This window comes from Cuneatibacter caecimuris (assembly GCF_004216775.1).
In the GTDB taxonomy this organism is placed as follows: Bacteria; Bacillota; Clostridia; order Lachnospirales; family Lachnospiraceae; genus Cuneatibacter; species Cuneatibacter caecimuris.
On record NZ_SGXF01000010.1, the window covers coordinates 65,623 to 92,019 of the forward strand.

Annotated in this window: 43 protein-coding genes and 1 tRNA gene; 2 read left to right on the top strand and 42 right to left on the bottom strand. The window is 44.6% G+C overall.

Annotation, left to right across the window (positions count from 1 at the left end; all coding sequences use genetic code 11):
* Positions 1-26: 26 nt before the first annotated feature.
* From EV209_RS15800 to EV209_RS17010, 27 genes are all read right to left on the bottom strand, one after another.
* Positions 27-239 (bottom strand): methionyl-tRNA synthetase, encoded by a 213-nt coding sequence (locus EV209_RS15800; protein ID WP_130436424.1) that lies wholly within the window; start codon positions 237-239, stop codon positions 27-29.
* A gap of 14 nt (positions 240-253) precedes the next feature.
* Complete coding sequence (locus tag EV209_RS15805) at positions 254-802, bottom strand: hypothetical protein (RefSeq protein ID WP_130436425.1); 549 nt, start codon at positions 800-802, stop codon at positions 254-256.
* Positions 802-1,392, bottom strand: a complete 591-nt coding sequence (locus EV209_RS15810; RefSeq protein WP_130436426.1) for a peptidase associated/transthyretin-like domain-containing protein — start codon at positions 1,390-1,392, stop codon at positions 802-804. The genes EV209_RS15805 and EV209_RS15810 overlap by 1 nt, the downstream gene beginning before the upstream one ends.
* Positions 1,382-1,588 (bottom strand): hypothetical protein, encoded by a 207-nt coding sequence (locus tag EV209_RS15815; protein ID WP_330521526.1) that lies wholly within the window; start codon positions 1,586-1,588, stop codon positions 1,382-1,384. Before EV209_RS15815 ends, EV209_RS15810 begins: the two co-directional genes overlap by 11 nt.
* A gap of 77 nt (positions 1,589-1,665) precedes the next feature.
* Positions 1,666-2,235, bottom strand: coding sequence for a cell wall hydrolase (locus EV209_RS15820; protein WP_130436427.1), 570 nt, complete (start codon positions 2,233-2,235; stop codon positions 1,666-1,668).
* 70 nt (positions 2,236-2,305) lie between these two features.
* Positions 2,306-3,265, bottom strand: a complete 960-nt coding sequence (locus tag EV209_RS15825; protein ID WP_130436428.1) for a DUF6353 family protein — start codon at positions 3,263-3,265, stop codon at positions 2,306-2,308.
* A gap of 49 nt (positions 3,266-3,314) precedes the next feature.
* Complete coding sequence (locus EV209_RS15830) at positions 3,315-3,497, bottom strand: DUF3310 domain-containing protein (protein WP_243647619.1); 183 nt, start codon at positions 3,495-3,497, stop codon at positions 3,315-3,317.
* Positions 3,498-3,511: 14 nt separating this feature from the next.
* Complete coding sequence (locus tag EV209_RS15835; protein ID WP_006781041.1) at positions 3,512-4,114, bottom strand: hypothetical protein; 603 nt, start codon at positions 4,112-4,114, stop codon at positions 3,512-3,514.
* Positions 4,114-4,320, bottom strand: coding sequence for a hypothetical protein (locus EV209_RS15840; protein WP_007868844.1), 207 nt, complete (start codon positions 4,318-4,320; stop codon positions 4,114-4,116). The genes EV209_RS15835 and EV209_RS15840 overlap by 1 nt, the downstream gene beginning before the upstream one ends.
* An 82-nt stretch (positions 4,321-4,402) precedes the next feature.
* Positions 4,403-4,669: a hypothetical protein gene (locus EV209_RS15845; protein ID WP_006781043.1), complete on the bottom strand. Its 267-nt coding sequence runs from the start codon at positions 4,667-4,669 to the stop codon at positions 4,403-4,405.
* A 70-nt stretch (positions 4,670-4,739) separates the two neighbouring features.
* Positions 4,740-5,510, bottom strand: a complete 771-nt coding sequence (locus tag EV209_RS15850) for a DUF6353 family protein (RefSeq protein WP_130436429.1) — start codon at positions 5,508-5,510, stop codon at positions 4,740-4,742.
* Positions 5,510-6,379 carry a DUF6273 domain-containing protein gene (locus EV209_RS15855; protein ID WP_130436430.1) on the bottom strand — a complete coding sequence of 290 codons (870 nt, stop codon included), beginning with the start codon at positions 6,377-6,379 and terminating at the stop codon, positions 5,510-5,512. Before EV209_RS15855 ends, EV209_RS15850 begins: the two co-directional genes overlap by 1 nt.
* Before the next feature lie 33 nt (positions 6,380-6,412).
* A complete protein-coding gene (locus tag EV209_RS15860) occupies positions 6,413-6,703 on the bottom strand; it encodes a hypothetical protein (protein WP_130436431.1) in 291 nt (96 codons plus the stop codon).
* Between the two features lie 36 nt (positions 6,704-6,739).
* Positions 6,740-6,910: a hypothetical protein gene (locus EV209_RS16435; protein ID WP_006781047.1), complete on the bottom strand. Its 171-nt coding sequence runs from the start codon at positions 6,908-6,910 to the stop codon at positions 6,740-6,742.
* Positions 6,911-6,956: 46 nt separating this feature from the next.
* Entirely contained in the window at positions 6,957-7,736 is a 780-nt protein-coding gene (locus EV209_RS15865) for a DUF6353 family protein (protein ID WP_130436432.1), read from the bottom strand.
* Positions 7,737-7,758: 22 nt separating this feature from the next.
* Positions 7,759-8,076 carry a hypothetical protein gene (locus EV209_RS15870; protein WP_130436433.1) on the bottom strand — a complete coding sequence of 106 codons (318 nt, stop codon included), beginning with the start codon at positions 8,074-8,076 and terminating at the stop codon, positions 7,759-7,761.
* A 53-nt stretch (positions 8,077-8,129) separates the two neighbouring features.
* Positions 8,130-8,200, bottom strand: a tRNA-OTHER gene (locus tag EV209_RS15875).
* 63 nt (positions 8,201-8,263) lie between these two features.
* Complete coding sequence (locus tag EV209_RS15880; protein WP_006781050.1) at positions 8,264-8,482, bottom strand: hypothetical protein; 219 nt, start codon at positions 8,480-8,482, stop codon at positions 8,264-8,266.
* Positions 8,483-8,543: 61 nt separating this feature from the next.
* Positions 8,544-8,864 carry a hypothetical protein gene (locus tag EV209_RS15885; protein WP_330521534.1) on the bottom strand — a complete coding sequence of 107 codons (321 nt, stop codon included), beginning with the start codon at positions 8,862-8,864 and terminating at the stop codon, positions 8,544-8,546.
* Positions 8,865-8,964: 100 nt separating this feature from the next.
* Positions 8,965-9,279: a hypothetical protein gene (locus tag EV209_RS15890; RefSeq protein ID WP_006781052.1), complete on the bottom strand. Its 315-nt coding sequence runs from the start codon at positions 9,277-9,279 to the stop codon at positions 8,965-8,967.
* Between the two features lie 180 nt (positions 9,280-9,459).
* Complete coding sequence (locus EV209_RS15895; RefSeq protein ID WP_130436434.1) at positions 9,460-9,927, bottom strand: hypothetical protein; 468 nt, start codon at positions 9,925-9,927, stop codon at positions 9,460-9,462.
* A gap of 48 nt (positions 9,928-9,975) precedes the next feature.
* Complete coding sequence (locus EV209_RS15900) at positions 9,976-10,200, bottom strand: hypothetical protein (RefSeq protein ID WP_006781054.1); 225 nt, start codon at positions 10,198-10,200, stop codon at positions 9,976-9,978.
* A gap of 403 nt (positions 10,201-10,603) precedes the next feature.
* Positions 10,604-10,813, bottom strand: coding sequence for a DNA-directed RNA polymerase (locus EV209_RS15910; protein ID WP_107435918.1), 210 nt, complete (start codon positions 10,811-10,813; stop codon positions 10,604-10,606).
* A 1-nt stretch (position 10,814) separates the two neighbouring features.
* On the bottom strand, positions 10,815-11,234 hold the full coding sequence (locus EV209_RS15915; RefSeq protein ID WP_054346215.1) for a hypothetical protein: 420 nt from the start codon (positions 11,232-11,234) through the stop codon (positions 10,815-10,817).
* 1 nt (position 11,235) lies between these two features.
* Positions 11,236-11,487: a hypothetical protein gene (locus EV209_RS15920; protein ID WP_006781058.1), complete on the bottom strand. Its 252-nt coding sequence runs from the start codon at positions 11,485-11,487 to the stop codon at positions 11,236-11,238.
* Positions 11,488-11,706: 219 nt separating this feature from the next.
* A complete protein-coding gene (locus tag EV209_RS16820) occupies positions 11,707-11,835 on the bottom strand; it encodes a hypothetical protein (protein ID WP_279387348.1) in 129 nt (42 codons plus the stop codon).
* A 238-nt stretch (positions 11,836-12,073) separates the two neighbouring features.
* The gene (locus EV209_RS17010; protein WP_081034798.1) at positions 12,074-12,391 is read right to left on the bottom strand and encodes a DUF6431 domain-containing protein; all 318 of its coding nucleotides are present in this window, start codon (positions 12,389-12,391) and stop codon (positions 12,074-12,076) included.
* Between the two features lie 131 nt (positions 12,392-12,522).
* On the opposite strand from EV209_RS17010, the gene EV209_RS15930 reads away from it, so the two are divergent.
* A complete protein-coding gene (locus EV209_RS15930; RefSeq protein ID WP_006781060.1) occupies positions 12,523-13,773 on the top strand; it encodes a site-specific integrase in 1,251 nt (416 codons plus the stop codon).
* 122 nt (positions 13,774-13,895) lie between these two features.
* Here the strand turns inward: EV209_RS15930 and EV209_RS15935 are convergent, their stop codons facing one another.
* The 5 genes from EV209_RS15935 to EV209_RS15955 all read right to left on the bottom strand — a co-directional run bounded on the left by EV209_RS15935 (position 13,896) and on the right by EV209_RS15955 (position 18,323).
* Entirely contained in the window at positions 13,896-14,906 is a 1,011-nt protein-coding gene (locus EV209_RS15935) for a GGGtGRT protein (protein WP_130436435.1), read from the bottom strand.
* 27 nt (positions 14,907-14,933) lie between these two features.
* On the bottom strand, positions 14,934-15,626 hold the full coding sequence (locus tag EV209_RS15940; RefSeq protein ID WP_130436436.1) for an iron-sulfur cluster assembly scaffold protein: 693 nt from the start codon (positions 15,624-15,626) through the stop codon (positions 14,934-14,936).
* Between the two features lie 277 nt (positions 15,627-15,903).
* On the bottom strand, positions 15,904-16,131 hold the full coding sequence (locus EV209_RS15945; protein ID WP_130436437.1) for an HPr family phosphocarrier protein: 228 nt from the start codon (positions 16,129-16,131) through the stop codon (positions 15,904-15,906).
* Between the two features lie 318 nt (positions 16,132-16,449).
* Positions 16,450-17,943: a polyphosphate:AMP phosphotransferase gene (gene pap, locus EV209_RS15950; protein WP_130436438.1), complete on the bottom strand. Its 1,494-nt coding sequence runs from the start codon at positions 17,941-17,943 to the stop codon at positions 16,450-16,452.
* 20 nt (positions 17,944-17,963) lie between these two features.
* Positions 17,964-18,323, bottom strand: a complete 360-nt coding sequence (locus EV209_RS15955) for a helix-turn-helix domain-containing protein (RefSeq protein WP_130436439.1) — start codon at positions 18,321-18,323, stop codon at positions 17,964-17,966.
* A 190-nt stretch (positions 18,324-18,513) separates the two neighbouring features.
* Between EV209_RS15955 and EV209_RS15960 the strand changes: the two genes are divergently transcribed.
* Positions 18,514-18,756, top strand: coding sequence for a hypothetical protein (locus EV209_RS15960; protein ID WP_130436440.1), 243 nt, complete (start codon positions 18,514-18,516; stop codon positions 18,754-18,756).
* 490 nt (positions 18,757-19,246) lie between these two features.
* Here the strand turns inward: EV209_RS15960 and EV209_RS15970 are convergent, their stop codons facing one another.
* The 10 genes from EV209_RS15970 to pyrE form a co-directional block, all read right to left on the bottom strand.
* Positions 19,247-19,546 carry a DUF3791 domain-containing protein gene (locus EV209_RS15970; RefSeq protein ID WP_130436441.1) on the bottom strand — a complete coding sequence of 100 codons (300 nt, stop codon included), beginning with the start codon at positions 19,544-19,546 and terminating at the stop codon, positions 19,247-19,249.
* A 427-nt stretch (positions 19,547-19,973) separates the two neighbouring features.
* The gene (purD, locus tag EV209_RS15975; RefSeq protein WP_130436442.1) at positions 19,974-21,248 is read right to left on the bottom strand and encodes a phosphoribosylamine--glycine ligase; all 1,275 of its coding nucleotides are present in this window, start codon (positions 21,246-21,248) and stop codon (positions 19,974-19,976) included.
* Positions 21,249-21,263: 15 nt separating this feature from the next.
* Positions 21,264-21,890: a phosphoribosylglycinamide formyltransferase gene (purN, locus tag EV209_RS15980; protein WP_130436443.1), complete on the bottom strand. Its 627-nt coding sequence runs from the start codon at positions 21,888-21,890 to the stop codon at positions 21,264-21,266.
* Positions 21,884-22,909 (bottom strand): phosphoribosylformylglycinamidine cyclo-ligase, encoded by a 1,026-nt coding sequence (gene purM, locus EV209_RS15985; protein WP_130436444.1) that lies wholly within the window; start codon positions 22,907-22,909, stop codon positions 21,884-21,886. Before purM ends, purN begins: the two co-directional genes overlap by 7 nt.
* 74 nt (positions 22,910-22,983) lie before the next feature.
* On the bottom strand, positions 22,984-23,502 hold the full coding sequence (gene purE, locus EV209_RS15990) for a 5-(carboxyamino)imidazole ribonucleotide mutase (RefSeq protein ID WP_130436445.1): 519 nt from the start codon (positions 23,500-23,502) through the stop codon (positions 22,984-22,986).
* The gene (locus tag EV209_RS15995; RefSeq protein WP_130436446.1) at positions 23,499-24,647 is read right to left on the bottom strand and encodes a 5-(carboxyamino)imidazole ribonucleotide synthase; all 1,149 of its coding nucleotides are present in this window, start codon (positions 24,645-24,647) and stop codon (positions 23,499-23,501) included. Before EV209_RS15995 ends, purE begins: the two co-directional genes overlap by 4 nt.
* Positions 24,648-24,674: 27 nt before the next feature.
* Positions 24,675-24,995, bottom strand: coding sequence for a DUF6142 family protein (locus tag EV209_RS16000; protein WP_130436447.1), 321 nt, complete (start codon positions 24,993-24,995; stop codon positions 24,675-24,677).
* Complete coding sequence (locus EV209_RS16005) at positions 24,995-25,438, bottom strand: VanZ family protein (RefSeq protein WP_243647620.1); 444 nt, start codon at positions 25,436-25,438, stop codon at positions 24,995-24,997. Before EV209_RS16005 ends, EV209_RS16000 begins: the two co-directional genes overlap by 1 nt.
* Before the next feature lie 12 nt (positions 25,439-25,450).
* Positions 25,451-25,603 carry a hypothetical protein gene (locus tag EV209_RS16440; RefSeq protein ID WP_165388960.1) on the bottom strand — a complete coding sequence of 51 codons (153 nt, stop codon included), beginning with the start codon at positions 25,601-25,603 and terminating at the stop codon, positions 25,451-25,453.
* A gap of 16 nt (positions 25,604-25,619) precedes the next feature.
* Positions 25,620-26,300, bottom strand: coding sequence for an orotate phosphoribosyltransferase (gene pyrE / locus EV209_RS16010; protein ID WP_130436448.1), 681 nt, complete (start codon positions 26,298-26,300; stop codon positions 25,620-25,622).
* Positions 26,301-26,397 lie beyond the last annotated feature (97 nt).

Below are 26,397 nucleotides of genomic sequence, written 5' to 3' on the forward strand. Positions count from 1 at the left end.
AAATATAATTCATAACCTCACACATCTTACTTTTTTCCTCCCTTCATTCCATTCAGAAAGCTGGTAATCGTCTCAAATCTCCAATCTTTCTGACCGTGATAAGTGAATATAAATTCTTGGCCATTTTTCTGGCGGATACGGATACTGTTCCTTCCATTTGGAAACCACATATCAATCCGATCTCCAGAATAATCAGGAAAATAACTTTCAAACCACTTCATTACTTCGCTGTGGCTCATGGTAATCTCTCCTTCTAAGTATTTTCGTCTAAGTACCAGCACATCTGATACCAGATTTCAACAGATCTCAAATCGTATCGGCTGTGATTTACGGTAAACAGCCCACCGTCACCATTGCGGCTATACTTTCGTTCCAGAAACTTCTGAATAACGTCCTCGACATAGTTCCGGTCAAACTTTGAATCGTTCATAGAGCCTAGACCAAGGTTTACAATCATATTCCAAAACCACTGTCCAGTTCGGTTTCCAATGTCTGGATCATCCATAATATGTTCCTCACACCGAATCGCAAGCGCGATCATCATTTCCAGCACACTGCAAGTCCGATTATCCAAATAGGTGGAAACCATCGAGCTGCTGTATCCGTTTTCATAACCAAACCGATACCTTAAATCCACTCCATCTTCCGCCCGATTTCCATCCATCGGAATACTGTAAGTAAATTCGATTCGATGCAGCTCTCTTAAAAGCTTTTGATACGATAATCTCTTTGAATATCTTCCATCAAATACAAGCTGATACATCCAGTTAAAATATGCATCATTAAGCTCGTTCTTTGTCATTACTCCTCCATTCGATGTGGCATCGTTTTTACAACATCGGAATAGTTTCTCTGGTCAAGCAGGATTTCATAATCACACTTTAACCGGTCATTTCGGACAAACACGGAGTCGTCTTCATATTCCCCGAAATGATTCAGCGATTCCTTACCGACAATTTCCTCCACATCGTCTACCTCTTCATCGTTCTCGTCAGCCAGAATTTCGTCTGCATAGTAAGTGAGGCTGATTTTTTCATACTCTTCAAATTCGCCAAATTCCTCTGGTGAGATGACATAAGGTTTTTCCACAAATGCCTCTCCTTTCTTTTCCTCAACCGTTTTGGAATAATCCGTATAGCCCTCTTTCTGAATGATAGACGCGTACTTTTTGAAATCCATGTCGTCTACATCCTTCGGAGTTCTATCTTCCGCTACTTTAAGGCCATCACGAAACTCTTTCCCGCTTTCTCTTTCGGCATAAGCTGCTTTTACGGAGTCGATTTCTTCCTGAGCGATCAGCTCATATTTCCGTTTCAGCAGTTGCCATGTACATACAGAACCAATCCCTGCTCCAGCAATAAAAGCAAGGAAAGTCAATCCTTTACTGCTCATCCTCTTCCTCCTCGTTTTTAATTGTCATTACGGTTATTGCCAAACCGCCAAAAAGAAAGGAGACACTCAACAGAATGCCTCCCATAATATGTCTTTTTCTCTTAGTATCCAGAACATAGTCCAGTACCGATATCACATTCTCCAGACCGTCCATATCAATGCTCCCTTCCCGTTGATAGAATTGCGATTCCACCAACAAAGCAGATACCGGACATTGCCGCCAGTGTATAAGACACAAATGCTAAAAGATTACGCATGATGATTCTCCTTTCTTCACTCATACCTTGAAAAATAATGATTTTCAACTTGGAACATCGGAACGCCATACGCACTGTATTCTCCTGCCGTAAAGAACACAACGTTGTAATTGCTCCTTGACTCCAGTTCCTCATAGACAAGGTCACAAATATCCGCTCGGACTTCGCACATGTCCACTCGACCATTCCACATAGATGAAAATTGATTCGGTTGATAAACCACTTCATATACCGTATCGGGAAAATGTTCGGAATCTACCCGATTCAATATAGTATCGATAACAAGGCGTTTTCCTTCTTCACATTCACCTTCGGCTTCTGCCATAGTAACTAGGGCGATTAACTCTACATCTTCTCTCGACATTTTCGGTATAACTTCTTCTGATCCCTCCATTTTCTCAGTGGCAATTGGAATGGATTCCTCTTGCAAAACTGTAATAACCGGTTCTGTCTTTTCGACAATGCTGGCCCTAGGTATTGCTACAACGTCTTCCCCTTCTGAGTGAAATTCAGATACAAAGAACGAAGATGCTATCACGATACCACACAAGATCGGAACCGCTATTACTTTGATTAACTTGCGCATAAATTCCTCCCAAATAAAAACTATCCCCAAGAATCGTAATAACTCCTAGGGATAGTTATAAATTTATCTCTCACATCAAATCCCAGATGTTCCCATCCACATTAAAATCCAAAAGGATTGCCTGGTCGAATCCATTGACATAATCCGAATAACTCAGATTATCAGAATACAGACCGAAATCAATGTAATTATCTCCTTTAGAATTTTCCGGATTATAAACCCAACCAACAATCTGGCCGGCTTTTGTTCTCGGAAGTCCGAGCATCTCATAGACTTCATTCAGAAATACGCGCTTCTTTGCTTTCAACAAGTCGTTTGCATAACGCTCTTGGGCTTTGATGAACATCAAATTATATTCATTGTTGCTTTCCCAATGAGGATTAAGAATGGAATCTCCATCCTCATCCTGCGTGTACTTTTCAAAGAATCTGGCATAACCGCTGATATCCGCCGGACTTACCACAAAACCATTCTTCTTAACTTTCTTCTCTTTTCCAGTCTCTTCATCGATAACCGTTTCATCAAACTTTTTGGCTTTGAGATTATATTTCAGTTCACGGTCAACCTCTTCGCCAAATCGTTCGATCACACGGCTGCGATACTCTTTAAATCCTTTATCAATAGCTGCATAAGCCGCACTTAGAGCTACATTTCTCTTACGAAGAATGTTATTAGATGCCAAAATACTGGTGATTGACAATGCACCGAGTATGACGGAAGGCCCATACAGTTTGGCAAATTTCATACCGGTCTGAACATAAACAATCGCCAAATCTTTTTGGGCATCCTCGCTGGAATACCGCTCCTTCACGGATTCGTCTGCTTCACATTTATGAACTGTTTCGACATCTTCTTTTGTCTTGTCCAGAATTTCACCCACTTTTGTCGTTGCTTTACAAGCCATTACCGCGCTTGTAACCACGCCGATAACTCCAGCCACAACGAGAATCTCCGGACTATGCTTCTTTAACTGGAAACTGGTTTTACTAAGAAAACCATTCATGCTCTTTACAATCTCTGCTTTTTTCATGATTATTTATTCTCCTCTTCTACTTTTTCTGTTTTCTTTAAATGGTCGATCAAATGCTGGGCGTACCAAAGGATTTTTTCCAAATCCTGGATTCCGTTTTTCTGCTTCCAACGGTAGCCTCAATTCCTTTTAAATCAGAAGTAAAGGCTTCGATTACATCAATAACTTCCATACCCGTTTCGGAAATATAATGATCCGGATGAGATACCATCCTGTCTTTTGACTCATACATCTTGAATCCCTCCTTTACAACGGCATTGGTTTAGGCAATTTTAAAATATAACCATCCCTTACTCGAACCGCCCTGCATCCAGCAATATCAGTCCATCCGTATTTATTGGCAGCATAATTGTCATTGGACACGTTTGCCAAATCATAAAGATCTGCAACACTAACTACCTCATACTGTGCAATAATTTCGTTCATGGCGTCTAATACCGATTCCGCATCTCCACGAGTTTCGAATAAAAGCTCATCATATTCGTAGCTCGTCCGGCTCTTCGGTGCTGTATAATCTTTCTTTCCGCTGTCGTAATACTTCTGATAGGATACCTTGGACGCTGTAGAGTTCTTTTTTGACTTCCCAGTTTCTCCATAGAGGATCATATCAATACCATTGGTAACTATATCGGAAATTGCCTTTTTTATTGCCGGCACCAGAACATCCATCACAATATAAGATTTTACGTTATTGACATCTTCAGAAATGAATACATCTGCAAACTTCTGCATTTCTGATTTTTTCTTTGATTTTACCGTCCCGGAAATCACTTTCTCTACACGTTTTTCAGGAACAAGATTTTTCTGCTCCTCCTTTGATTTGTGGGAATTCGGCTTATATTCCTCCATTAAGTTGTCTCCTTTCCGCTCACCAAACTGATCTTTCCAGGCAATATAATCTTTGTACCCGGAAGTCGGTTGTTTTTCTTTTTAAACTGATAAGTAAGGTTTGACCTTGCTTTCTTTTCTGAAACTGCCCGTGTAGAAGCAATCCAGCGATTTGCAACACAATTGTCAAATTCCATAACTGGGCCATCATACGAATACATGTTCATAAATTTCACCTCCGGATAAAAGAAAAAAGGGAAAGCACCTTGTTACAGGTACTCTCCCTCGTGTTGAAACACATTTTTTCGTTTAGGCTTCTTCGGAATCCTCTTTTTCATTCTCAATGATTGGTTCTTCGGGTTCATCCCACTCAGCATCGATAATCTGCTGCTCCTTCTGAGCTTTGATTTTGGCAATCATCGGCTTACCCACATACCTGTAGATTACAACACCTGCAAGTACGGCTAAACCGATACCGGCCGCAACCTTAAACCCCTTACCAGAACTCGCTTTAACGATTTCCTCTGTGGCTGTCTCCATAACCTCTTCGTTGTTCATGATTTCATTGGTTTCCATGTTTATTCTCCTTTCAATTTTTGAAAATGTGTGGTTCTTCTTCCATTAAAGCCACTGTATTTTTCGCGCGTCACATCAGCTCACTGAAATTGTATCTCGGAGCAATACTGTAATCAATCACCAGGCAGGGAGTTCCATCGCTGGCCAATTGAGAACTAAATGATAGATCAATATACCCATTATCAATATTCCATCCCAACTCATCGCCGATTTTGATATTATCCAGACCGACTTCGTAGTAGAAATCATTTAAGGATACATACATCTCATCGCGCATCTGACGATTTAATTCACATTCCGCTTTCTTAATTTTGTCGATATCGCCTTTAAAATATCTGCCAGAAATCGCGTCATAGCAGAGCGTATTTCCCTTTTCTGTAATGATTACCTCTCTTGTTACCACTGGATTTTTCTCGATTTTATCCTTTGCAACGGCATCTTTCACAGTTTCGTGCTTCTTCTCTCCGAACATCTCAACGACTTTTCCCTGATAATCCTTGAGAGCGGATTCCGATAAGGTATATGCCGTTGCAAGTGCCGCATTCCGTTTAGCGTTTACTGAGCTGGCTCCAATTAAACATGCAATGGAGAGGGTTCCCGTAATCGCTGCCGGAATATAACAGAACCAAGTTGTTTTTACCACATCTGCGACTTCAAGCTCCTCGGCTCCAATTTCCTCTTTTCTTTCCTCAATGAGAATCTGTGCTTTCGGCGTTGCCCGGACCGCCATGACAGTCGTTGTGATCATACCGGCAATACCAATTCCTGTAAGAATCTCTGGACTATGCTTTTTAATCGCCGTTTTCAGTGACAAAAAGCTTTTGGTTATTTCTTTTTTCATTACTTCGTTCCCCCAATTCCCAAAGCCGTTTTGGATAATTCAAGAACCATGTGAAACGCCTCATCTTCGGTAAAGCCGGCTTCCACAAACCGATCCTTCAGATTCTTCATCTCAGAAGCAGCTTTTGCAAACATCTCTTTTTCTTCCAGATTTTTGATTTCCTTTCTGAGAAGCTTAATTTCATTTTCCTTTTCAGAAATCTCTTCCTGTAATGATTCCTTTGTTACCTCTTTTGTGTTCCTTCTTCCATAGTAACTCCTATAAGAGACATGAGAAACTCCGCCTTCACGGGGCACAGGGCCCCTGGATTCCTGCTTAACCAACCAGAATTCCGGACGAACCCCAAGAGAGCCCGAAGCGCCGTTGGAGTACGGAGCGCCACCGCTGCTGCCCACAAGAGCGAAAAGAGCCGAAGAAAACTCCTCTTTTGTAGCATTTCTTAGCCATCCCCATGTAAGCCGATCCTCAAAACAAGCAATTCGATTCTTGCACTCTTTCATCAAAGGAAGCTGTTCATCGCTATCTGGTTCCAGATTCTTGTTATCCCATTCGTCCTCATGACCAACAATCTGTCCAACGGTTGGAATAGTAAGTCCGTAAATCTTATCACGCAACTCTTCTGGGAATGCCATAAGCAGAACTGTATCCATCCACTTCTTCAGATCGGACTTTTCAAAACCGCCTTTGTTTGTAGACCGGTTATTCATCGGCCGGCAGGTAACATATTCGTCAAATATAAACATGACGCCCTCGTCCGTAACCTTGTGAGCAGTCGCGGTAAACTCCCCAAGTTCTGCCAGTGGAATGACTATCTGATCTCCTACCTGGATGTTTGCTGTTTCGATTTCCTGTTTTCTTAATACCTTCATAATGCTTCTCCTTTCGAAATATAAAATTTGTGGTTATAAAATAAGACCGAGAAGTGTCTCGGCCGTATTTTCTGCAACTTGAAATATGTGGTTATTTTCTGGATTTTCCGACAGATAAAGAAAAAGCTCCATTTTTAATATGAACCCTTCTATCACCAAATCGGCTTCCGTCATCGGGTGATCCATGAGGGCCAGTAGAATCTCATCAACCGCCCATCTTTCATACGAACGTTCCTTAATAGCTGATTTGGGCCAATTTACACCAGGCTCAAACAGATGCATATTCGTATAATTCATGATTTTTTGAATAGCCTCATCATTCATTGGCACTTGCTCCAAACCAGAAAGAAAGAGCCCATGTTAGGACTCCTCTTCGTTTTCATCATCTTTTTTGGCAAGTGCCTCGTTTACCTTTTCTTCAATTTTCTCATCCATTTTCTTTTCGTTTACCCAATCGGTAAGGATACTTACTCCGAATCCGATCACCGTAACTGCAATCCCAATGGCTTTGATAAAATTTTTGTTTTTCATAAAGCATTAGCCTCCTTTTCATAATACGGTCTGTAATTTTTGCGAATCATTCAAATTTGTTGACGGCCATGGTATCGATAATGATGCACTCCAATCCATCTTCCAAAGTTGATTTGTAATTATCAAAATCCAACCAATAGCAATCCATTTCTTCCACCATATAGGTAATATCCCATCCGAGTTCATCGCCTCCGTCTATGCCTTCGACACCTAAAAATGACAAGTATTCATTTAATGAACAATCGCCTTTAATGGAAAGATTCCGATTTACATGATATTGGGCGTTTAACACCGCTGCCATTGTGGTTCTAAAATACTTCTTTGAGGCAAGATCATAGAAAAGCAACCGTTCACTTTCAGAATCCATGTCCATGTTGTAAACCTGATAACCCCAGTCGTAGGAAGACACCATGGCATCTTTCGCCATTTCCGCATGGATTTTATCATCCGCATCCTCTCCGTAAACTGTCTTGGCTGACTTCCGATATTGCTTATAGGATTCATTGAGCATAACGTATGCACTCATCAAAGAAGCCTGTTTCTTTTGATTTAATGCATTCGCTCCAAAGATACAAGCAATAGTTGAAACTCCCAGCAGTACAGAAGGAATATAAGTCGGCCCCGCTACTCGGACGATTTCTAATTTAGTTAGATTTTCGCCCTTCTCCAGCTCTGCCTCTTTCAACAATTTTATTGCTTTAGGGGTTGCCTGAACAGCCGTAATGGTTGTTGCAATGACTCCAATAGAAGCTACTACCGTTAAAATTGTCGGAGATGAGCGATATAATTGACGCCCGACTCTTTTCAAGATTTTAACTTTTTGCATAATATTCTCCTTTCGTTTTATCCTATTCCATGGCATATAACAGATCTTGAATATTTTCTCCAACCATCTTAGCGGTGATAAATATAGAACTGTTCTGTTGATTCATAGAAGCAAAGTCATCCATTTTTTCTGTAAATGATCGAGCCATCGCTTCTAAATTTTTTATGGACGTTTTGGTCTGGGGAAAAATATGATCGGCTACATAATTTCGAAATTCTCCAATCGCCCACAATGTATTGCTCACCCTAGTGAACTCTTTCTTGTCGAATACCGGATTTGGCAACCATTCGTCCATTTCGTACATATCACATAGAATCAACGCCAATTCGTCCAAACTCAAATTTCTGACCACCTCCTTAAAATCCCCCTTTCTTGATTGATAAAAAATAAAAGAGAACCAGTATCGGACTCGAACCGATTACCTCCACGGAAGTGTGACGCTCTACCAATGAGCTAACTGTTTCTCCATAATAGGAATTGTAAATTTTGCGAAGTAAAAAGAAAGAGCCATTGCTGGCTCAATCCTCTTAATTTAAACCGATTTTCTTCAGAATTTTCATGAGTTCTTCTTTACTCATATCTGCATCAATACTCACATGTACGTGCGCTTTCTCATCTGAAATCGAAGCATTCAACTCGTTTAACTGGATATCTACGTTATATCCAAGCTTTTTATGTAATACCCCTTTTGCTAATTTCGAAAGCAACATCCGTGTAAATTTTGAGCTGATTTTCATTTCGTCCATCACCTTAAACTCCTTTCGCTTTTAATCAGTTTTCCATAAAAGGAGCTGTGATTTTTGCGGACTAAATATTTCTCCTGTCAAATACAGTCTCCCATCGTTCCCGCTTAATCGGCTTCATTTTTAAGGCCCACATAATCTGGCGAAGTGTCACAGTGGAATAAAGCCCGTCCGTAGCCATTCCGGAATGTGTATCAAAGTATTCTTTAAAACGAGGATGCAAATATAAATCATCCGTAATCCATGGGTCCACGTCTCCCCACCAGGTACTCTTTGTTTTCTCGTCAAATCTCTGCTGAATAACTGCCAGTCCCTTTTCTCCGATTTGGAACAGCGTGCAGCAATGATAGACCGGATGGTCACAAAAATATACTTTTCCGTACATCGACAAATAGATGTTCGGTTTTTCATAATGGTATCGCATCATTTATTCTCCAAAAAGAAAAAGCCTATGCCGAAGCATAGACCTTCTCTCAATAATATTTTTAGTCATCAAATAGCTTACATGACGTTTTGCAATACGGGTATGGTCCTCCGCAGGCTCTGCATCCGGCTGGCGGAATATCTCCTTGTTCCATATCGAGCATTTCTTCCGTCCATTCTACTTCTTCATCGGACTCATACTCGTAATCCTCTTCGTCCACCTTTAATCCACACGATGGACAGATATAAACTCCGCATCCAGTCTTCGGATCTTCTGTTTGCCTCATGACGGCTCCACACCGATTACAAATCGCATATCCGTTATTCAGGTACTCAATCAATTCAATACCTTCGGGTTTGATAATTTTGTGGCTCATAAATATTATCTCCTTTCGTTTTTCGAAAGAACCGCTATTATTGTACGGTTTCTTCCGGTGTACGGTCAAGAGACAAAGAGCTCTTTGTAGCATCTCCTTTCCATAATAGCGTCTGTAAAAATCACGCAAAAACGAAGAGGACATGTATAAATCACGCCCTCCTCATTTCTGACCGGTTAATTACTTCTTTGTCGGTCTAAAACGATTGAACAATCCTCTGAATGTTGTTGAGGTATAGGTTCCCGTTTCTTCAAACTTAAATCCTTTCCGCATCCAGATGCCATAGAACATCAGTGGTATGAGAAGCTCTGCCGCTGCAATCCCCAGTTTGAAATATCGATCCTTCACTTGCTCGTCAAGCTGAGAACGCTTATACTGCTCATCCTGTACGTCAGCTTTGATCTGTTCGTCCAACTGTGATTTCTTAATCTCGTTCTCTCGGACATTCGCTTCACTATCCAACGTACGCCGGCTTCGCTTATCCTCTGCGTCCAGCTCACTTTTAGTTTCCTCAATTCTCAAACGATACAGCTTTGCCAGATCCTCTATAGCCTTTGATTTCTCTTCGCTACCCGAATTCAGAGAAGATATCGCCTGAATCTCCGCTGCTATCTCCTCATTCAGCAATTCTTTGATGTTTTCACTCATTTTAGTTCTCCTTTCGTGAATTCATTAACTGTTCCATAAAAGGACTTGTTATTCGTGCGAAATATAATCTTTGATGTTGACTTTCAAGACTACATATCTTTTCTTATATATCGCATCCGCTCCCTTATGGGACAGCTCCAAAAACAAATAAGGTCCGCTGTCCGGATCAGATTGATCGATTCGCAGCGAACCAACGACATCCCTTCGGAATACCTGTCGTCCGAAAACAATTCCGATAATGATACCAACAATCATGCAAAGAATGAGCTCCATATTCCATCCCGCCTTTCAAAAAGATTTTTCTAAATTTTCCACCCGGGATTTTTTCAAATATCAACATAGCATGTCTTTCAGATACCTTGGTACTGTGTTTTAACCTAGGATAAAAAGAAAGAGCCATTGCTGGCTCAATCTCTTAAAATTTAGTAACTCCTTCCCGTTCAAATGTTTCTAAAACCTTCGCTGTTAAAGATTCATACTCATCTGGGTAAAACTTTGCTATTGATTTTTGGCATGCCGTGATACCTTTTTGGTAGCTATAACTCGCTAACAATCCAATACCGCAACACACATATCCCAGCCGCAATCAGTCTACCAATTTGTTGTTTTCTAATTTTTGCGTTGATTTTCATAAGTTCTTCCATTATGTGTCACTCTCCTTTCACAATAGGAGATGTTATTTCTGCGTTCCTTCGCCCTCATACACAATCTTCTTACGAAGTTCAGACCATGTTATGTATCGTTCTTTTCTGCATACCGGACAATAGAACTTACACACCTTCCCGCCAATATCTTCCAGTTCTTTCGTATCCGCCTCCAACCGGCTCTGGCAGTTAGGGCAATTAAACCGATAGACTTTCTTGACTGCTATGTCTACAACCTTCATTTCAATCCCTCGCTTTATTCAGTAACCAGAAGAATCGTCTGTACAAGTTGTAATAAACATCCTTGCAGCATGGAATATTTAACCTAGCTTTCAATATATCGTAGGACCACCCTTCGGTTACGCCTTTTAAAATATAATTAGATAGTTCCGCATCTGTCGCAATCGCCGTTTGCTCGACCGTCTTCATACGCTCTAAATAGTGAGATCGAGCTTCTGCACATCGAGCAGTCGGATCGCCAACCACCCTGTTCTTTGAAAATACTTCCATATCAGAAGGCCGCCGGCTAAGCCCATCCAGGGCGGCGTATGCTTTCTTCCATATCGGATACTGTAAACAGAAATGCTTCAGTTCATAGTAGCGATGACGTTCAATCCAATATGGATTTTTCTCAGATAATTCCGGGCGAATCGTTGTTCCCATATTAACGCTTCTCTCCTTTCCATAAATATCCGGTTTCTTCCCAGAGCCGCTTCGGAGAAATATAAAAGTTAATGCGTCCATACTTCGAATTCATCTCTTCAATGTTGGTAATCAACTTTCCGTTTCTAGTAGCCTTTCCAATAGGAAGCCATCCGGATATGATACCGGCTCGAACCCAGGAAGCATCTTTCCCATACACCCTGGCAACGACCGCTACCGGAACAGACCCCGGCGCAAATATAATTTCTTCCATTGGCTGTTACCTCCTTTCAACGGCTATTCTAGGATAAGAACCGCAATTTGTTAAAACAACCTCGGTGGCTATTTACATTGACTGAATGAAAAACCACAGTTAGAATGTAAAGTATCGAAAGGAGAACTATTTTTAAAGGGATGGAGGTGATGGTCATTGGTCAAAAAGCAGTACGTCTCTTATTCTAAGTGCTTTAAGCCGAAAGAGGAATCCAAACTTTTACCCGAGTACCTGTTTTTCCTTCTGAAGAATAAAGACACCAAAAAGCCTATGAATTACAGGCAATGCTACACAAAGTAATTCATCACGAGAAGCCGCCACCAACGGCTTCTTTTGATTTTTAACCATTCTCCATCCCTTTAAAAATAGTTCTCCAAACGATAAAAAAGAAAGAGCCCTTGTTAGGACTCCATTCTCTTGAAATACAATTTTTGTAGTTTTGCTCTCATTCTTGTCAATTCAATTTGAATCGCTTCTGCCTGACCAAAATTCTTACATCGTAAAAGCATATCCTCGAATATACGAATCTTAGTTTGTAAGTGTTTTTCCTCTTTTGACATCCTGAATCTCCTTTCGATTTTGTCTTTCACAAAAGGAGTTGTAATTCTTGCGAATTCTTCCATCGAGCCATCGTCATCTCGCATGGATAATCTTCATATCCATATGTCTCGCAGGTAATGAATCCCTCTAGTACGCCACGAATCACTTCGGCTTCGTACTGCTTATAAGGGGAAATATAATCCGGCAATTCTCTGCGTATCTGTCCGCAGGAAGGACAACGAAACCGATTTACTTTTACCCATGAAGTTTTTCTTCCTTTAGTCCGAACAATTCTCAATACATTATCGTACCTCTTTAACCTTACTCCGCAATTCCGGCAGGTTAATTCCTCATTGCTAACCATATATCCATCCCTTTAAAAAGTTTAAGTGTAGGAGTTGACAATTCCTACACTATCATATATGATTACTAATGATAAATCAACCTTGCCGCACAAAAATCTCGATTTATAAAATATTTAAGGAGGTATTGAGAATGTTGATAAAATGCCCCGAGTGTGATCTACAGGTTAGCGATAAAGCTACTTTCTGCCCGCATTGTGGCTATCCGCTACAACCCGATATCAAACAACGAAAGCCTCGAAGCAAAAATAACAAGCGAAGGCGACTTCCTAACGGTTTCGGACAGATAAGCGAAATCAAAAATCGGAATCTCAGGAACCCCTTTCGAGCTATGGTCACAGTTGGAAAGACATCCACCGGACGTCCAATATGTAAACCATTAAAACCGGAGTCATATTTTCCAACGTACAATGATGCATATACGGCCCTGGTGGAATACAATAAAAACCCGTATGATCTGGAACCAGATATTACGATAAAGGAACTGTATGAAAAATGGCTCAGTGAATACTTAAAAGATGCATCTGATACTTATATACGTTCTGTAAATTCCGCATGGACATATTGTTCTTCCATATACGATATGCGCGCAAAAGATGTTAGGGCTCGACACATTAAAGGATGTATGGAAGAGGGATTTCGAATCGAAACGAGAGGAAAAAAGAAAGGAGAAAAAATCCATCCATCGCCAAGTACAAAATCCAGAATAAAATCTTTATTTAATACTATGTTTGACTACGCTCTTGAGTATGAAATCGTTCCTATGAATTATGCAAGAACATTTGAAATTTCTGGAGACATTATTGTTGAAATAGAGAAAAACAAGAAAAAACACTTTCCATTTACCGATGATGAAATGAAAGTTTTGTGGCAAAATGTTGATAATGTAAAATTTGCTGATTGGATTCTCATTCAATGTTATATGGGTTGGCGCCCGCAAGAACTCGCTACCTTACGGTTGGACGAGGTCAATTTAGAAAAAAGGTATATGCAAGCTGGAATGAAGACAGAAGCAGGGAAGCAACGGATAGTTCCTATTCATCCAAGAATCCTAAAATTCGTTGAACGTAATTATAAATTTGCAATTTCTATCAATAGTGAATATCTTTTTAATGATAAAGGACAGACACATTCCGGTTCCTGGTCTGTAACGTACGACAAATACGCTAATCGTTTTGAAAAAGTGATTAGTCAATTGAATCTAAACCCGAATCATAGACCTCATGATCCACGAACAACCTTTGTTACGATGGGGAAAAAATCCGGTATGGATGAGTATGCACTTAAAGAAATGGTTGGACATACCATACAAGACATAACAGAATCTACTTATACTGTCCGCGATTTGGAATGGCTGAGAGAAGATATAGAAAAAATAAAATAGCTTGTTTTTAGTGTAGGAATATGGGTGTAGAAGTAGTGTAGGGATAATGTATGAGTTACATACATTTCCCTACTTTTTTCTACTTTTAACAACATCTTAAATCCTTAATTTTACTGGATTTCTTAGAATTTCCCAGCCTTTGCCGCTTCTTCCACAGCTACAGCCACAGCCACAGTCATTCCAACCATAGGGTTGTTGCCTGCGCCGATCAGGCCCATCATTTCCACATGAGCCGGAACGGAAGAAGATCCTGCGAACTGAGCGTCAGAGTGCATACGTCCCAGGGTATCTGTCATGCCGTAGGATGCAGGGCCCGCCGCCATGTTGTCGGGATGCAAGGTACGTCCTGTGCCGCCGCCGGAAGCAACGGAGAAGTACTTCTTGCCCTTCTCGATACATTCTTTCTTATAAGTACCTGCTACGGGATGCTGGAATCTGGTGGGGTTGGTGGAGTTGCCGGTGATGGATACGTCCACGCCTTCCTTCCACATGATAGCAACGCCTTCACGCACGTCGTTGGCGCCGTAGCAGTTCACCTTAGCGCGCAGGCCGTCGGAATAAGACTTGCGGTACACTTCCTTCAGCTCTCCGGTGTAATAGTCATAGTCTGTCTCTACAAATGTAAAGCCGTTTATTCTGGAAATAATCTGCGCAGCATCCTTGCCCAGGCCGTTCAAAATGACGCGAAGGGGTTTCTTACGAACCTTGTTAGCTTTCTCGGCAATGCCGATGGCTCCCTCTGCAGCAGCGAAAGACTCATGGCCTGCCAGGAATGCGAAGCAGTCGGTCTCCTCTTCCAGCAGCATCTTGCCCAGATTACCATGGCCCAGGCCTACCTTGCGCTGGTCCGCTACAGAACCGGGGATGCAGAAAGCCTGCAGGCCTTCACCGATGGCTGCAGCTGCGTCTGCCGCTCTTCTGCAGTCCTTCTTGATGGCGATTGCCGCGCCTACAATATAAGCCCAGCAGGCGTTTTCAAAACAAATGGGCTGAATCTTCTTGATCTGGTCATACACTTCCAGCCCGGCGTCCTTAGTGATCTTTTCAGCCTCTTCGATGGATGCGATGCCATAGCTGTTCAGCACGGCATTGATCTTATCAATTCTTCTTTCATATGATTCAAATAAAGCCATTTCCTTGTCCTCCTTGATATTCCCGGATTATTCCTGTCTCGGGTCGATGATCTTCACTGCGTCTGCAACACGTCCGTACTGACCCTTTGCCTTCTCATAAGCAGTGTTGGGGTCATCACCTTTCTTGATGAAGTCTGTCATCTTGCCCAGATTTACAAACTGGTAACCGATGATCTGATCTTCAGCGTCCAGAGCAATTCCAGTCACATAACCTTCTGCCATTTCCAGGTAACGGGGACCCTTTTTCAGCGTTCCGTACATGGTGCCCACCTGAGAACGCAGGCCCTTGCCCAGATCTTCCAGGCCGGCGCCTACCGGCAGCCCGTCCTCGGAAAACGCGGACTGGGTACGTCCGTATACGATCTGCAGGAACAGCTCGCGCATGGCAGTGTTAATGGCATCGCATACCAGGTCGGTGTTCAGCGCTTCCAGCACGGTTCTTCCGGGCAGGATTTCAGCTGCCATCGCTGCGGAATGAGTCATTCCGGAACAGCCGATGGTCTCCACCAGAGCCTCCTGAATGATGCCTTCCTTAATATTTAAAGTCAGTTTGCAGGCGCCCTGCTGAGGAGCGCACCAGCCCACACCATGTGTCAGGCCGGAAATATCCTTGACCTCTTTTGACTTCACCCATTTTGCTTCTTCAGGGATCGGAGCGGCGCCATGATTCACGCCCTGTGCCACTGTGCACATTTCTTCTACTTCCTTTGAATAAATCATCGTAAAACTCCTTTCGCTTACAATAGAATATAAGGCATATGTACCTTCATGTATTTTCTCACAAAATCATCTATTCGTCCAGTCCTTTTTACATTTTTTCTTCTTTTTCGCCCTTGTTTCCCCAAAAAAGGAGCCCTCTTGCAGGCGGCTCCCCCTGCGCCGGGCCGCTGCCAGAAAGCAACTGAAGCCGCACCGCTCCGAAGGCTCCCCTGCAATCAGGCAGACCTCGGAGCAGCGCGGCTCCGCTCATTTTATATTTTGATTGTATTAAGATTATTCAGGACATCACATACTGCTGCAGCACGCGCTCAAATTCCGGGTCTTCTTTCTGGTAATTCACCACCAGAGGCTGATTCAGGTCCAGGCTGAAAACCCCTAGGATCGACTTCGCATCAACCACAACGCGGTTATATCCCAGATCCACATCAAAATCGCATCGATTGGCAGCCCGCACGAACTCGCGAACTTCTTCTTCAGCGCTCAATTTAATATTTTTCTGATACATTTGATCCACTCTCCTAATATTTGTGTATCCCCTCGCAGGGACTGCCAGAACGGGCTGGCTGGCTGATCTTTTCAGGTTTTGAAGAACTATACCATACCGTAAAAAATTTGTCAAACATTTTTACACTTCAACTTTGCAAAGTGTACCCGTCCCGTTTTTCGGCAATTTTCTACATTCTTATTCCTCTGTACCTCAGGTTATTCGTCAAACCAGATAGATAATTTTGCATTTAAGATTTCAGGAGAATTTTACAAACTCTTATCGTTCAAACTGGCTGCTGATCATTCCTGCAAATTTGATGTTTTCAACAAAATCCGATCATTTCAGCCGTTTTTCTATGGCGCTGACCACGGTTTCCAGCACTTTAATCCGGGCATAGTATTTATCATTGGCTTCCACTATGATCCAGGGCGCGTAAGTCGTGGAGGTATGGACCAGCATCTCATCCACAGCCACCTCATAGGCGTCCCATTTTGCCCGGTTCCTCCAGTCTTCCTCTGTGATTTTCCACTGTTTGTCCGGGTTTTCCTGGCGCTCTTTAAATCTTCTCTCCTGTTCCTCTTTATCAATCTGCATCCAGAATTTAAGCACTACAGCGCCGTCGTTGGCCCAGCTCTCTTCCATGGCATTGATTTCTTTGTACGCTCTTCTCCACTCTTCCTCTGTACAGAATCCCTCTATGCGCTCCACCATCACTCTTCCATACCAGGAACGGTCAAAAATCGCGATATGGCCGGCTTTGGGAAGAGCCGTCCAGAAACGCCACAGATAATGATGCGCTTTTTCGATATCATTTGGAGCGGAGACGGGATGTACTTCATATCCCCTGGGGTCCATGGCCTGGGTCAGGCGTTTGATGGCCCCGCCTTTTCCTCCCGCATCCCATCCCTCAAATGCAAGTATAACCGGGATTCTCCGCTTATATACTTCATTGTGCAGAACAGAAATCCGGGCCTGCAGATCCCTCAGCCTCGCTTTATACTCTTCTTTATCCAGCGCCTTGTTTAGATTCACACCGGCCAGGGCGGAAGTCCTGTAAGGGTCCTGGCGGATCTGGGCGCTTTCTTCCGGCGGCAGTTTGGGAAGGGCATCTCTCCGTTCTTTGGCACGAATCGCTTCCTGCAGGCAGTTCACCACAGTGGAGACAACCTTGGCTGCGGCATATTCCCGGTCCTGGGCTTCAATGACATGCCAGGGAGCGTTATCCCGGTCTGTTTTCTGGAGCATCTCTTCATTAATCCTGAGGAACTCATCAAAGTGTTTATTCCTCTTCTTGTCGTCCTCCGTGACTCTCCACGCCGTCTCTTTGGAATCCAGCAGCGCCTTAAAACGTTTTGCCTGCTCCTTCTGAGAGATGTGCAGGAAAAATTTGATGATCACTACCCCATCATCTGTCAGCAGTTTTTCAAAAGACACAATCTCGTCAAAAGCATATCCCAGCTGTTTTTCCGTGGTTTTCTTATCGAACCGGTCATTCAGCAGGATCCTGTACCAACTTCTGTCCAGAACAGATATGCGGCCTTTTTCCGGCATCATATTCCAAAAGCGCCACAGGAACGGGCGATAGTGTTCCTCCAGGGTTTCGCTCTGGGTGGTATAGACCTTAAAACCCCTGGGATCCAGAGGTTCGATCAGCCTGTTGATCATCGTGCCTTTTCCCGAAGCGCCAAAGCCTTCAAAAACAATGATAACAGGGATTCCCTTTTCCTTGCAGGCGCGCTGCAGCCGGCCCAGTTCCGGGTCCAGTACCTCCATCCGTTCTTTAAAGTCTTTTTTCCCCATTTTTTTGCTCAGATCAATTTTCTCCAGCACCGCAAACCCCTCCATTCTTTTTATTTCGTACTGCTGTCCGACTCCACTCCCAACAATTTCTTGACCGCAGGCTGCATCTGAGGCAGGTTCCGATATGCCAAAAGAACCTTTTTCTCCTCTTCGTTCAAGTCCTTGAGCAGCAGGCTTTCATCCTGACCGGCATAACCGAAAGCCGCCAGCACGTCCGTTATGTTATATATTTTACAAAGATTCATTAAAGTATCCGCAGCCGGACTGGTTCTTCCACTTTCCCATCCGTAAATTGTCTTGGGTGCGGCTACGATATTTCGCCCCTTCAATTCTTCTGAAACATCTTCCACACTCATATCGTTTAATTTTCTGTAATATTTCAGGATTTCAGCAATTTTTGTATTTCCCATACCATTCCCTTTCTGGATCATATCCACAATTCCGAACTTTTAATTATATTCTGAATATAAATCAATTTTCTCCTGTTGTCAATAACGGTCTCGGATACCGAGAAAAAAGTTATTGACATTCTTGTTTAACAAGAATAAAATAGATTTAAATACTAATTTATTCTCCATATCCGAGAATCAGGAGGACCGTATGAAAGATACCATGACGCGAAAACTGCAGGCCTATATTCAAATAAACAACTATTCTCCGGAAACTATCTCCGAAGAAACCGGCATTCCCTACATAAAACTGACGCCTGACGCGCAGCGGCCGTTAAACGGAGAGGAAATGCTCCGCCTGTGCGCCTATCTGCATATCCGGCCGGAGGATATCGATCAAATGCAGCAATGGGAGAATAAAAAATCCCAGTCCCAGGAACTGACCTCAGATTAAGAAAAAACAGCTGCAGAAATTGCAGCTGTTTTTTCTTAATTTGCAACTTCTACAACAGACAGCTTCATCCTGTCCCGACATGTATAATCTCTACTTTTTATGTGAACTCTTTAATACTCGTTTTATATCAAGCGCTCCTGTTCCATCTCATCTTTCAATAGTTCCAATCAATGTCAGAGTATTGTCCTCAATTGCGGTTAGTTGTGAGTGTATTCTATTCCAAATGCCTGCTCATAAGATTTCAATGTCAATTCCGGGATGAACCCCCTGCCAGACTGGTATAATTCTTTTTTTCTGGATAATTCAAGCAATACACTCCTTCCCTCTCATCATGACTTCTTTTTGATTACAGTATACCACAGTTTTACTGAACTGTAATCATCAATTTATCTTCATTCGAAAAAAGGCAGTATAAAAATTTACAGAAATCAACATCCAATTTACTATAACCCCGTATTTTAACGTTGATTTTACTTAGTTTTAATATTTTTCAAAAAAGAACAACTATGCTCGCCAAAACACAGCTGTCCATAAAAATATCTATTTCATCCATTAAACCTCTCTTGATTGGATGAAATAGATATTTTTTCTTACAAATAATGTTCAAATCCTCTACTGCATCTTCAATGGACAATGTATGCTCCACTTCATACTGTTCTTTTAAAAAATCAATTCCTTTATGTCCATACAAATACTGGAATGCAATTCGCGGATGAAGTGCCTTTGCTCTTGCAAATTCGCTCACACAAACCACCATATAATTAATCTGCTTTCTTACTGCCCCCGGCATATCAACCCTCCTTTCCTATCTTGATTGTAACAAAATAAAGTCTTTCGCACAACCCAATCTATCAATAATCGGAATTCTCTCTAAAATTATTATTTTGACCTCTCAAGAAAATTATTCTTCCCGTACTTTTCTTCTTCCAATAAATTTTAAAGGGAGACTACGACACCTTGATGCCGTCCGTCTCCCTTATTGACTGATTTTATCGTTGCCCGCCAACCTCAGGTACATTCGCCCTGCATTGCTTTCGGATTTTAGGTGTCAGCCACACCAGCGAGTTGACGCTCGCTTTCCTATATTTATTATACGCAATAATATCAGAAATAGCAATCTATCTTTTCAACGTCACCTGTTATATGAATGTGTCTGAAGTCTATTTTACTATACAGTATTATTTCCTTAAACTATTCCAATTGACACCATTCGACCTCTATATCTCATCAATTGCTTTTCCAATATCATTTCTTTTATATTTATTATCAAACTGGACCCACTCCGTGGCAGCATAAGCATTGGCTCTGGCCTGCCTCAGGTCTGTCCCCTTCGCAGTCACCCCCAGCACGCGCCCTCCGTTCGTCACAATCTGCCCGTCCTCTGCAAACCTGGTGCCTGCATGGAACACATAATATCCGTCCTGGGACTGAAAATTCTCCAGCCCGCTGATAGGCAGCCCTTTTTCATAATGCTCCGGATAGCCGTCGGAAGCCAGCACCACGCATACGGCTGCGTTATCTTCAAATTCCAGCTCGATCTGATCCAGCGTTCCGTCCACGCAGGCTTCGAACACATCCACAATATCGTTCTTCATCCGGGGCAGAACCACCTGAGTTTCAGGGTCTCCGAATCTGGCGTTGTATTCCAGAACTTTTGGCCCTTCTTCTGTGAGCATCAGGCCAAAGAAGATCACACCCTGGAACGGGCGCCCCTCAGCCTTCATAGCGTCCACCGTAGCCTGGTAAATATGTTCTCTGCAGAATAAATCCACTTCTGGAGTATAGAACGGGCTGGGTGAAAATGTCCCCATTCCTCCGGTATTCAATCCCTGGTCCCCGTCTTTCGCCCGCTTATGATCCTGGGCGGAAGTCATGATCCGAACCGTGTTTCCATCTACAAAAGATAACACAGAGACCTCCCTGCCGGTCATGAACTCCTCAATCACAATCGTGTTTCCCGCGGAACCAAACTGCTTGTCCAGCATCAGCGTCCGCACTCCTTCTCTGGCTTCTTCCAGATTGCCGCAGATCAGCACTCCCTTTCCAAGAGCCAGCCCGTCCGCCTTCAGCACGATGGGCATTTTGGCCGTTTCCAGGTATTCCAGCGCTTTTTCCGGGTCGTCAAATGTCTCGTAAGCAGCTGTGGGAATGCCGTACTTTTTCATTAGTTCTTTAGAAAAAGCCTTGGAGCCTTCCAACACAGCGGCGTTCTTCCTGGGACCGAATACCCGAAGCCCTTCGGCCTCAAATGCGTCCACCACGCCTCCTACCAGAGGGTCATCCATTCCAATCACCGTCAGGCCGATCTCATTTTCTTTTGCAAATGCAGTCAGCTTATCAAATTCCATCGCTCCGATGGGCACGCACTCTGCAAATTCTGCAATTCCCGCATTGCCGGGCGCGCAGTAGATTTTCTCCACCCTGGGGCTCTGCGCCACTTTCCAGGCAATCGCATGTTCTCTTCCGCCGCTTCCAACAATTAAAACCTTCATCTTCTCTGGTCTCCTTTATGCGTCAATCACTGCTTTTCCGTCTTCCACGTGAACTTTTCCTTCCGCAATCAGGCTGATTGCCTTGGGCAGCAGAATCCATTCCGCCTGCTCCATCACTCTGCGCTGGAGAATCTCGGGCGTATCGCCCTGTTCCACAGCCACAGCCTTTTGAAGGAGGATGGGGCCGGAATCTGTGCCTTCATCCACAAAATGCACCGTTGCGCCAGTTACCTTTACGCCCCGCTCTAATGCAGCCTGGTGCACTTTCAGCCCATAAAAGCCTGTCCCGCAGAAAGAAGGGATCAAGGACGGATGGATATTAATCATGCGGTTTCTGTATTTCCGGATCATCTCCGGAGGAATAATCACCAGAAATCCTGCCAGCACAATGAGATCCACCTGATAAGCGTCCACGATATCCAAAAAGGCTTCGTTAAACGCTTCCCTGGTCTCATAATCTCTGGGGCTCACGCATTCCGCCGGTATCCCCGCTGCCTGCGCGCGTTTCAGCGCATAAGCATTCTGATTGTTGCTGATTACAAAGCCGATCTCTGTATCTTTCATATGCCCAGCAGCGATCTGATCGATAATGGCCTGCAGGTTCGTTCCTCCGCCGCTCACCAGTACGCCTATTTTCAGCATACTGTCACACCCTTTTCTCCGGCTTCCACACTGCCGATCACAAAACCTTCCTCACCGGACTCGGAGATTGCGCGCAGCGTGGCCTCCACATCTTCAGGATCCACGGCCAGCACCATTCCCAGGCCCATATTATATGTATTGTACATCATCTGTTCTGAAATGTTGCCTTCCCGCTGCAGCATTGTAAAAATCGGAGGAATCGGATAGCTGTCCTTCTTCACCACAGCGCGCACGCCGTCATGCAGCATCCTCGGTATATTTTCATAAAAGCCGCCGCCGGTGATATGGCTGCATCCTTTCACCCGTACGCCCGCCTCTTTCACACCGCGCAGCATCTTCACATAGATTCTGGTGGGCGCCAGCAAGGCTTCTCCCAAAGTCCTGCCCAGCTCGTCATAATAAGTGTTCAGGGCTTCTTTGGTCATGGTGAATACCTTGCGGACCAGCGAAAATCCGTTGGAATGTACGCCGGAAGAAGCAACCCCGATCAGCACGTCTCCAGGCTTGATCTCAGCGCCTGTGATCATATCTTTGGCATCCACAATCCCCACCGCGAATCCGGCCAGATCATATTCTTCCTTGGGATAAAAGCCTGGCATCTCAGCTGTTTCACCGCCCACCAGAGCCGCGTTGGACTGCCTGCAGCCATCTGCTACTCCCTTTACAATGGTCGCGATCTTTTCCGGGTCGTTTTTGCCGCAGGCAATATAATCCAGGAAAAACAATGGTTCGCCGCCCGCGCAGGCAATATCGTTCACGCACATCGCCACACAGTCAATGCCGATGGTATCATGCTTGTCCATAATAAATGCCAGCTTCAGTTTTGTTCCTACGCCGTCTGTACCGGAAACCAGCGTGGGATTTTCCATGTTCTTAAATGACGCCATGGAAAATGCGCCGGAAAAACCGCCCAGGTTTGTCAGAACTTCCGGACGCATGGTTCCCTGCACATGCTTTTTCATCAATTCCACCGCTTTATATCCGGCCTCGATATCTACTCCTGCGTTCTTGTAATCCATGTTTTCCTCCTGTATGCTACTGCAAATATTTTCATCCTTATCTTACCTGATCTGAAGTTCTGTGTCAAACGGATTTACATCTGTTTCAGATATTCTCCATAACCGATATTCTCCAGCTTCTCAGCCTTCTCTTCTACCATTACTTTCAGGCTCTCCGCATATACCTGTACTCTGGAGGCCAGCGCCTCATCTGACGCTGCCAGTATCTTGGCCGCCAGAAGTCCCGCATTGAGCGCTCCATTGATCGCCACAGCCGCCACCGGAATTCCGGGCGGCATCTGTACAATCGAATAAAGGGAATCCAAGCCGCCCAGCGCTTTTGTCTGAACCGGCACGCCGATCACCGGAAGCACAGTCATTGCCGCGATCATTCCCGGCAGATGCGCGGAGCCTCCCGCCCCTGCGATGATCACCTTCAGCCCCCGCTCCTTTGCAGATTTTGCATAATCATACATTCTGTCCGGCGTCCGGTGGGCGCTGACCACAGTCAGTTCATAGGGAACCTGCAGCCTGTCCAGAATTTCCGCAGCTTTGGACATCACCGGCAGGTCGGAATCACTGCCCATCACAATTCCCACAACTGGTTTACTCATTGCTTCTCCTCCTCTTCTCCTATTGTAATTGCCTGGTGAGCGCAGCGAACCTGGCGCAGCGCTTCTTCAATGGTTTCCGCGGTAGCTGTAATATGGCCCATCTTTCTGCCCGGCTTCACCGCAGATTTCCCGTAAATATGGATTTTTACATCTGGATTTTGATAAGCTGTTTCCAACCCGGACACCTCAGCTCTTCCGGACCTGTCACCAATCAAATTTTTCATTGCTGTGGGACGGATTAATCCGGTATTTCCCAGAGGCAGCCCTAAAATCGCGCGGATATGCTGTTCATATTGCGAGGTATAACACCCCTCAATGGTATAATGCCCGGAATTATGCGGCCGGGGCGCCAGCTCATTTACCAGCACATGTCCTTCCGGAGTGACAAAAAGTTCCACGCACAGCATGCCGCAGGCATCAAAAGCGTCCAGGCATGCGGCTGCCACCTCCATGGCTTCCTTTGCAGTAGCCCCGCTGATATCCGCGGGCACTGTGGTCTCATCCAGAATACTGTTTTTATGCACATTTTCTGCCACAGGGAAAACCGCTTTCTCCCCGTTAGTGCTGCGGCAGGCCAGTACGGAAACTTCCTTTGTAAAAGGAACGCATTCCTCCACCATGAGGGGCAGCCGCCCCGCTCCCAGGGCCTGATAGGCAGGTTCAATTTCTGACGCATTCCGGATCACCGCATTCCCTTTGCCGTCATATCCTCCAGTGCAGGTTTTTAGAATGAGCGGATAGCCGAACTGCCGCTCCGCCTGTGATATATCAGACACAGATTCCACCCGGATGAACTGAGGAACCGGAAGGTGATGCTTCTCCAGCCATACCTTCTGTCTGTATTTATTCTGAATATGTTCCAGCGTGGCTGCGGAAGGGTATACCTTATGTCCCATGGTTTCCAGCTTCTGCAGAGCCGCCAGACTGATATGCTCAAATTCATAGGTCACTACGTCTACTTTCGCCGCCAGACGCAGAATCGCATCCACATCGTCAAAATCTGCCACAATATGTACATCCGCAATGCTGTGCGCAGGGCAATCCGGCGCAGGGTCCAGGATCATGAACTGATAATCCAGCCTCTTCGCGTCCAGAATCATCATTTTACCCAGCTGTCCGCCGCCGATAATTCCAATCTTTTTCATCTTTTTTATCCTTCCTCTGCTGTATTCTCAGCCCGCCTGCAGGCCCGCCGCAAACAACGCGGCCGCCCCTGCCAGAATCAGCGCGTTTAAAACCGTTCCCACGATAAAAGCCCGGCGCGTTTTCCCCTCCGTTTTTCTTCCCGAAACAGCTAAAATCAAACCCGCCGCGGCCAGCAGCAGGCCCAACAAACCCAACAGCCCTACCGTGCCGCCGCCCTTTCCCTCCGCAAGATAAGCCATGCGCAGGCCGGCGGACAGACAACCGGCCGCCGCCGGGACAAGAATGCAGGAAAGCCAGGCGCACCAAGCCGCTTTCCTGTTTGCTTTTTCCTGTTGCTCTTTTGCCATCAGTCTCCTCCACGCAGGAACAGGCGGTAAGCCCCATATCCCAGCATACCGCCGATAGTATTTAAAAGAATGTCATCCACATCAAAACTGCCCACCTGGAATGCCAGCTGAACCGTTTCTATACACAGGCTGGCGGCCAGCGAAATCAGGGCCACCAGCCAGAAGCTGCGCAGCCGCTTCCACAAAACCGGCGTCATGAAGCCCAACGGCATAAAAGCCAGCACATTTCCGGCCAGGTTCATAAACACTGCGGGAAACCCCAGTACATGGGCATAGCGGATAAAGCGCCGGATCTCCCGGAAAGGCTCCAGATTATAGGTATAACCCCGATGCGCTCCCGTCCTGCCGAGCATTTCCGCGAACATGGTCAGGTAGAGCAGAAGCACCAGATAAGCTGCGAATCCGGCAAACAACAGCCATCTGCTATTTTTCTTTTTTTTCAAGCCATCAATCCCCTAAAAGGTTATCTCGCCTCTGCGTTTCAGCAGCCTTGCGCCGCTGATAATTGCCAGGATGCCGCACCCGACACCAGTTGCAATCAAGATAATTCCGATAATCAGATTAGATACGCCGCTGCGGCTCATTGCTTTATAAATCTTTTCGTTCATCGCTGCCTCCTTGTGGTCACTGCTGTTTTGCGCCGTACTGTTCATAATATGCATCGATTGCATCCTTTATCTGATCGTCTATCACTATTTTTCCCTGGCACTCTCTGTTATATAAGTGCTCTGTCACGTCAGCCATGGTCACAATAGCCGCAGCTGGGAACCCATACATCTCCTGGATCTCATCCAGCGCAGACTTCTCCCCTTTGCCCCGCTCCATGCGGTTTAAGGATACCATCAGCCCTTTGATTTCCACATTTCCCTGGGCTTTCAGAATCGGGAAGGTCTCTTCGATGGATTTTCCGGATGTGGTCACATCCTCAATGATCACCACCCTGTCTCCGTCCTTTATCTTGCTCCCTAAAAGGATTCCCGTATCTCCGTGGTCTTTCACCTCTTTTCGGTTGGAACAGTAACGGATATCTTTTCCGTACAGCTCGCTGATCGCCATGGCGGTGGCCACAGACAGCGGAATCCCTTTGTATGCGGGCCCGAACAGCACGTCAAAATCCAGGCCGAAGTTGTCATGGATGGCCTTCGCATAATATTCGCCCAGGAGGCGCAGCTGGGAACCTGTCACATATCCGCCAGCGTTCATAAAGAACGGGGATTTCCGGCCGCTTTTCAGTGTAAAATCTCCGAACTTCAAAACATCGCTGGCAACCATAAATTCGATAAATTCCTGTTTATACTGTTCCATTCTCTTTCAGACCTCCATAACTATAAAAATTGGGGAAGAATCCCATAAAAATATTCATCCCCAATTTTAACATATTTAATATCTATTTTCAATCAGC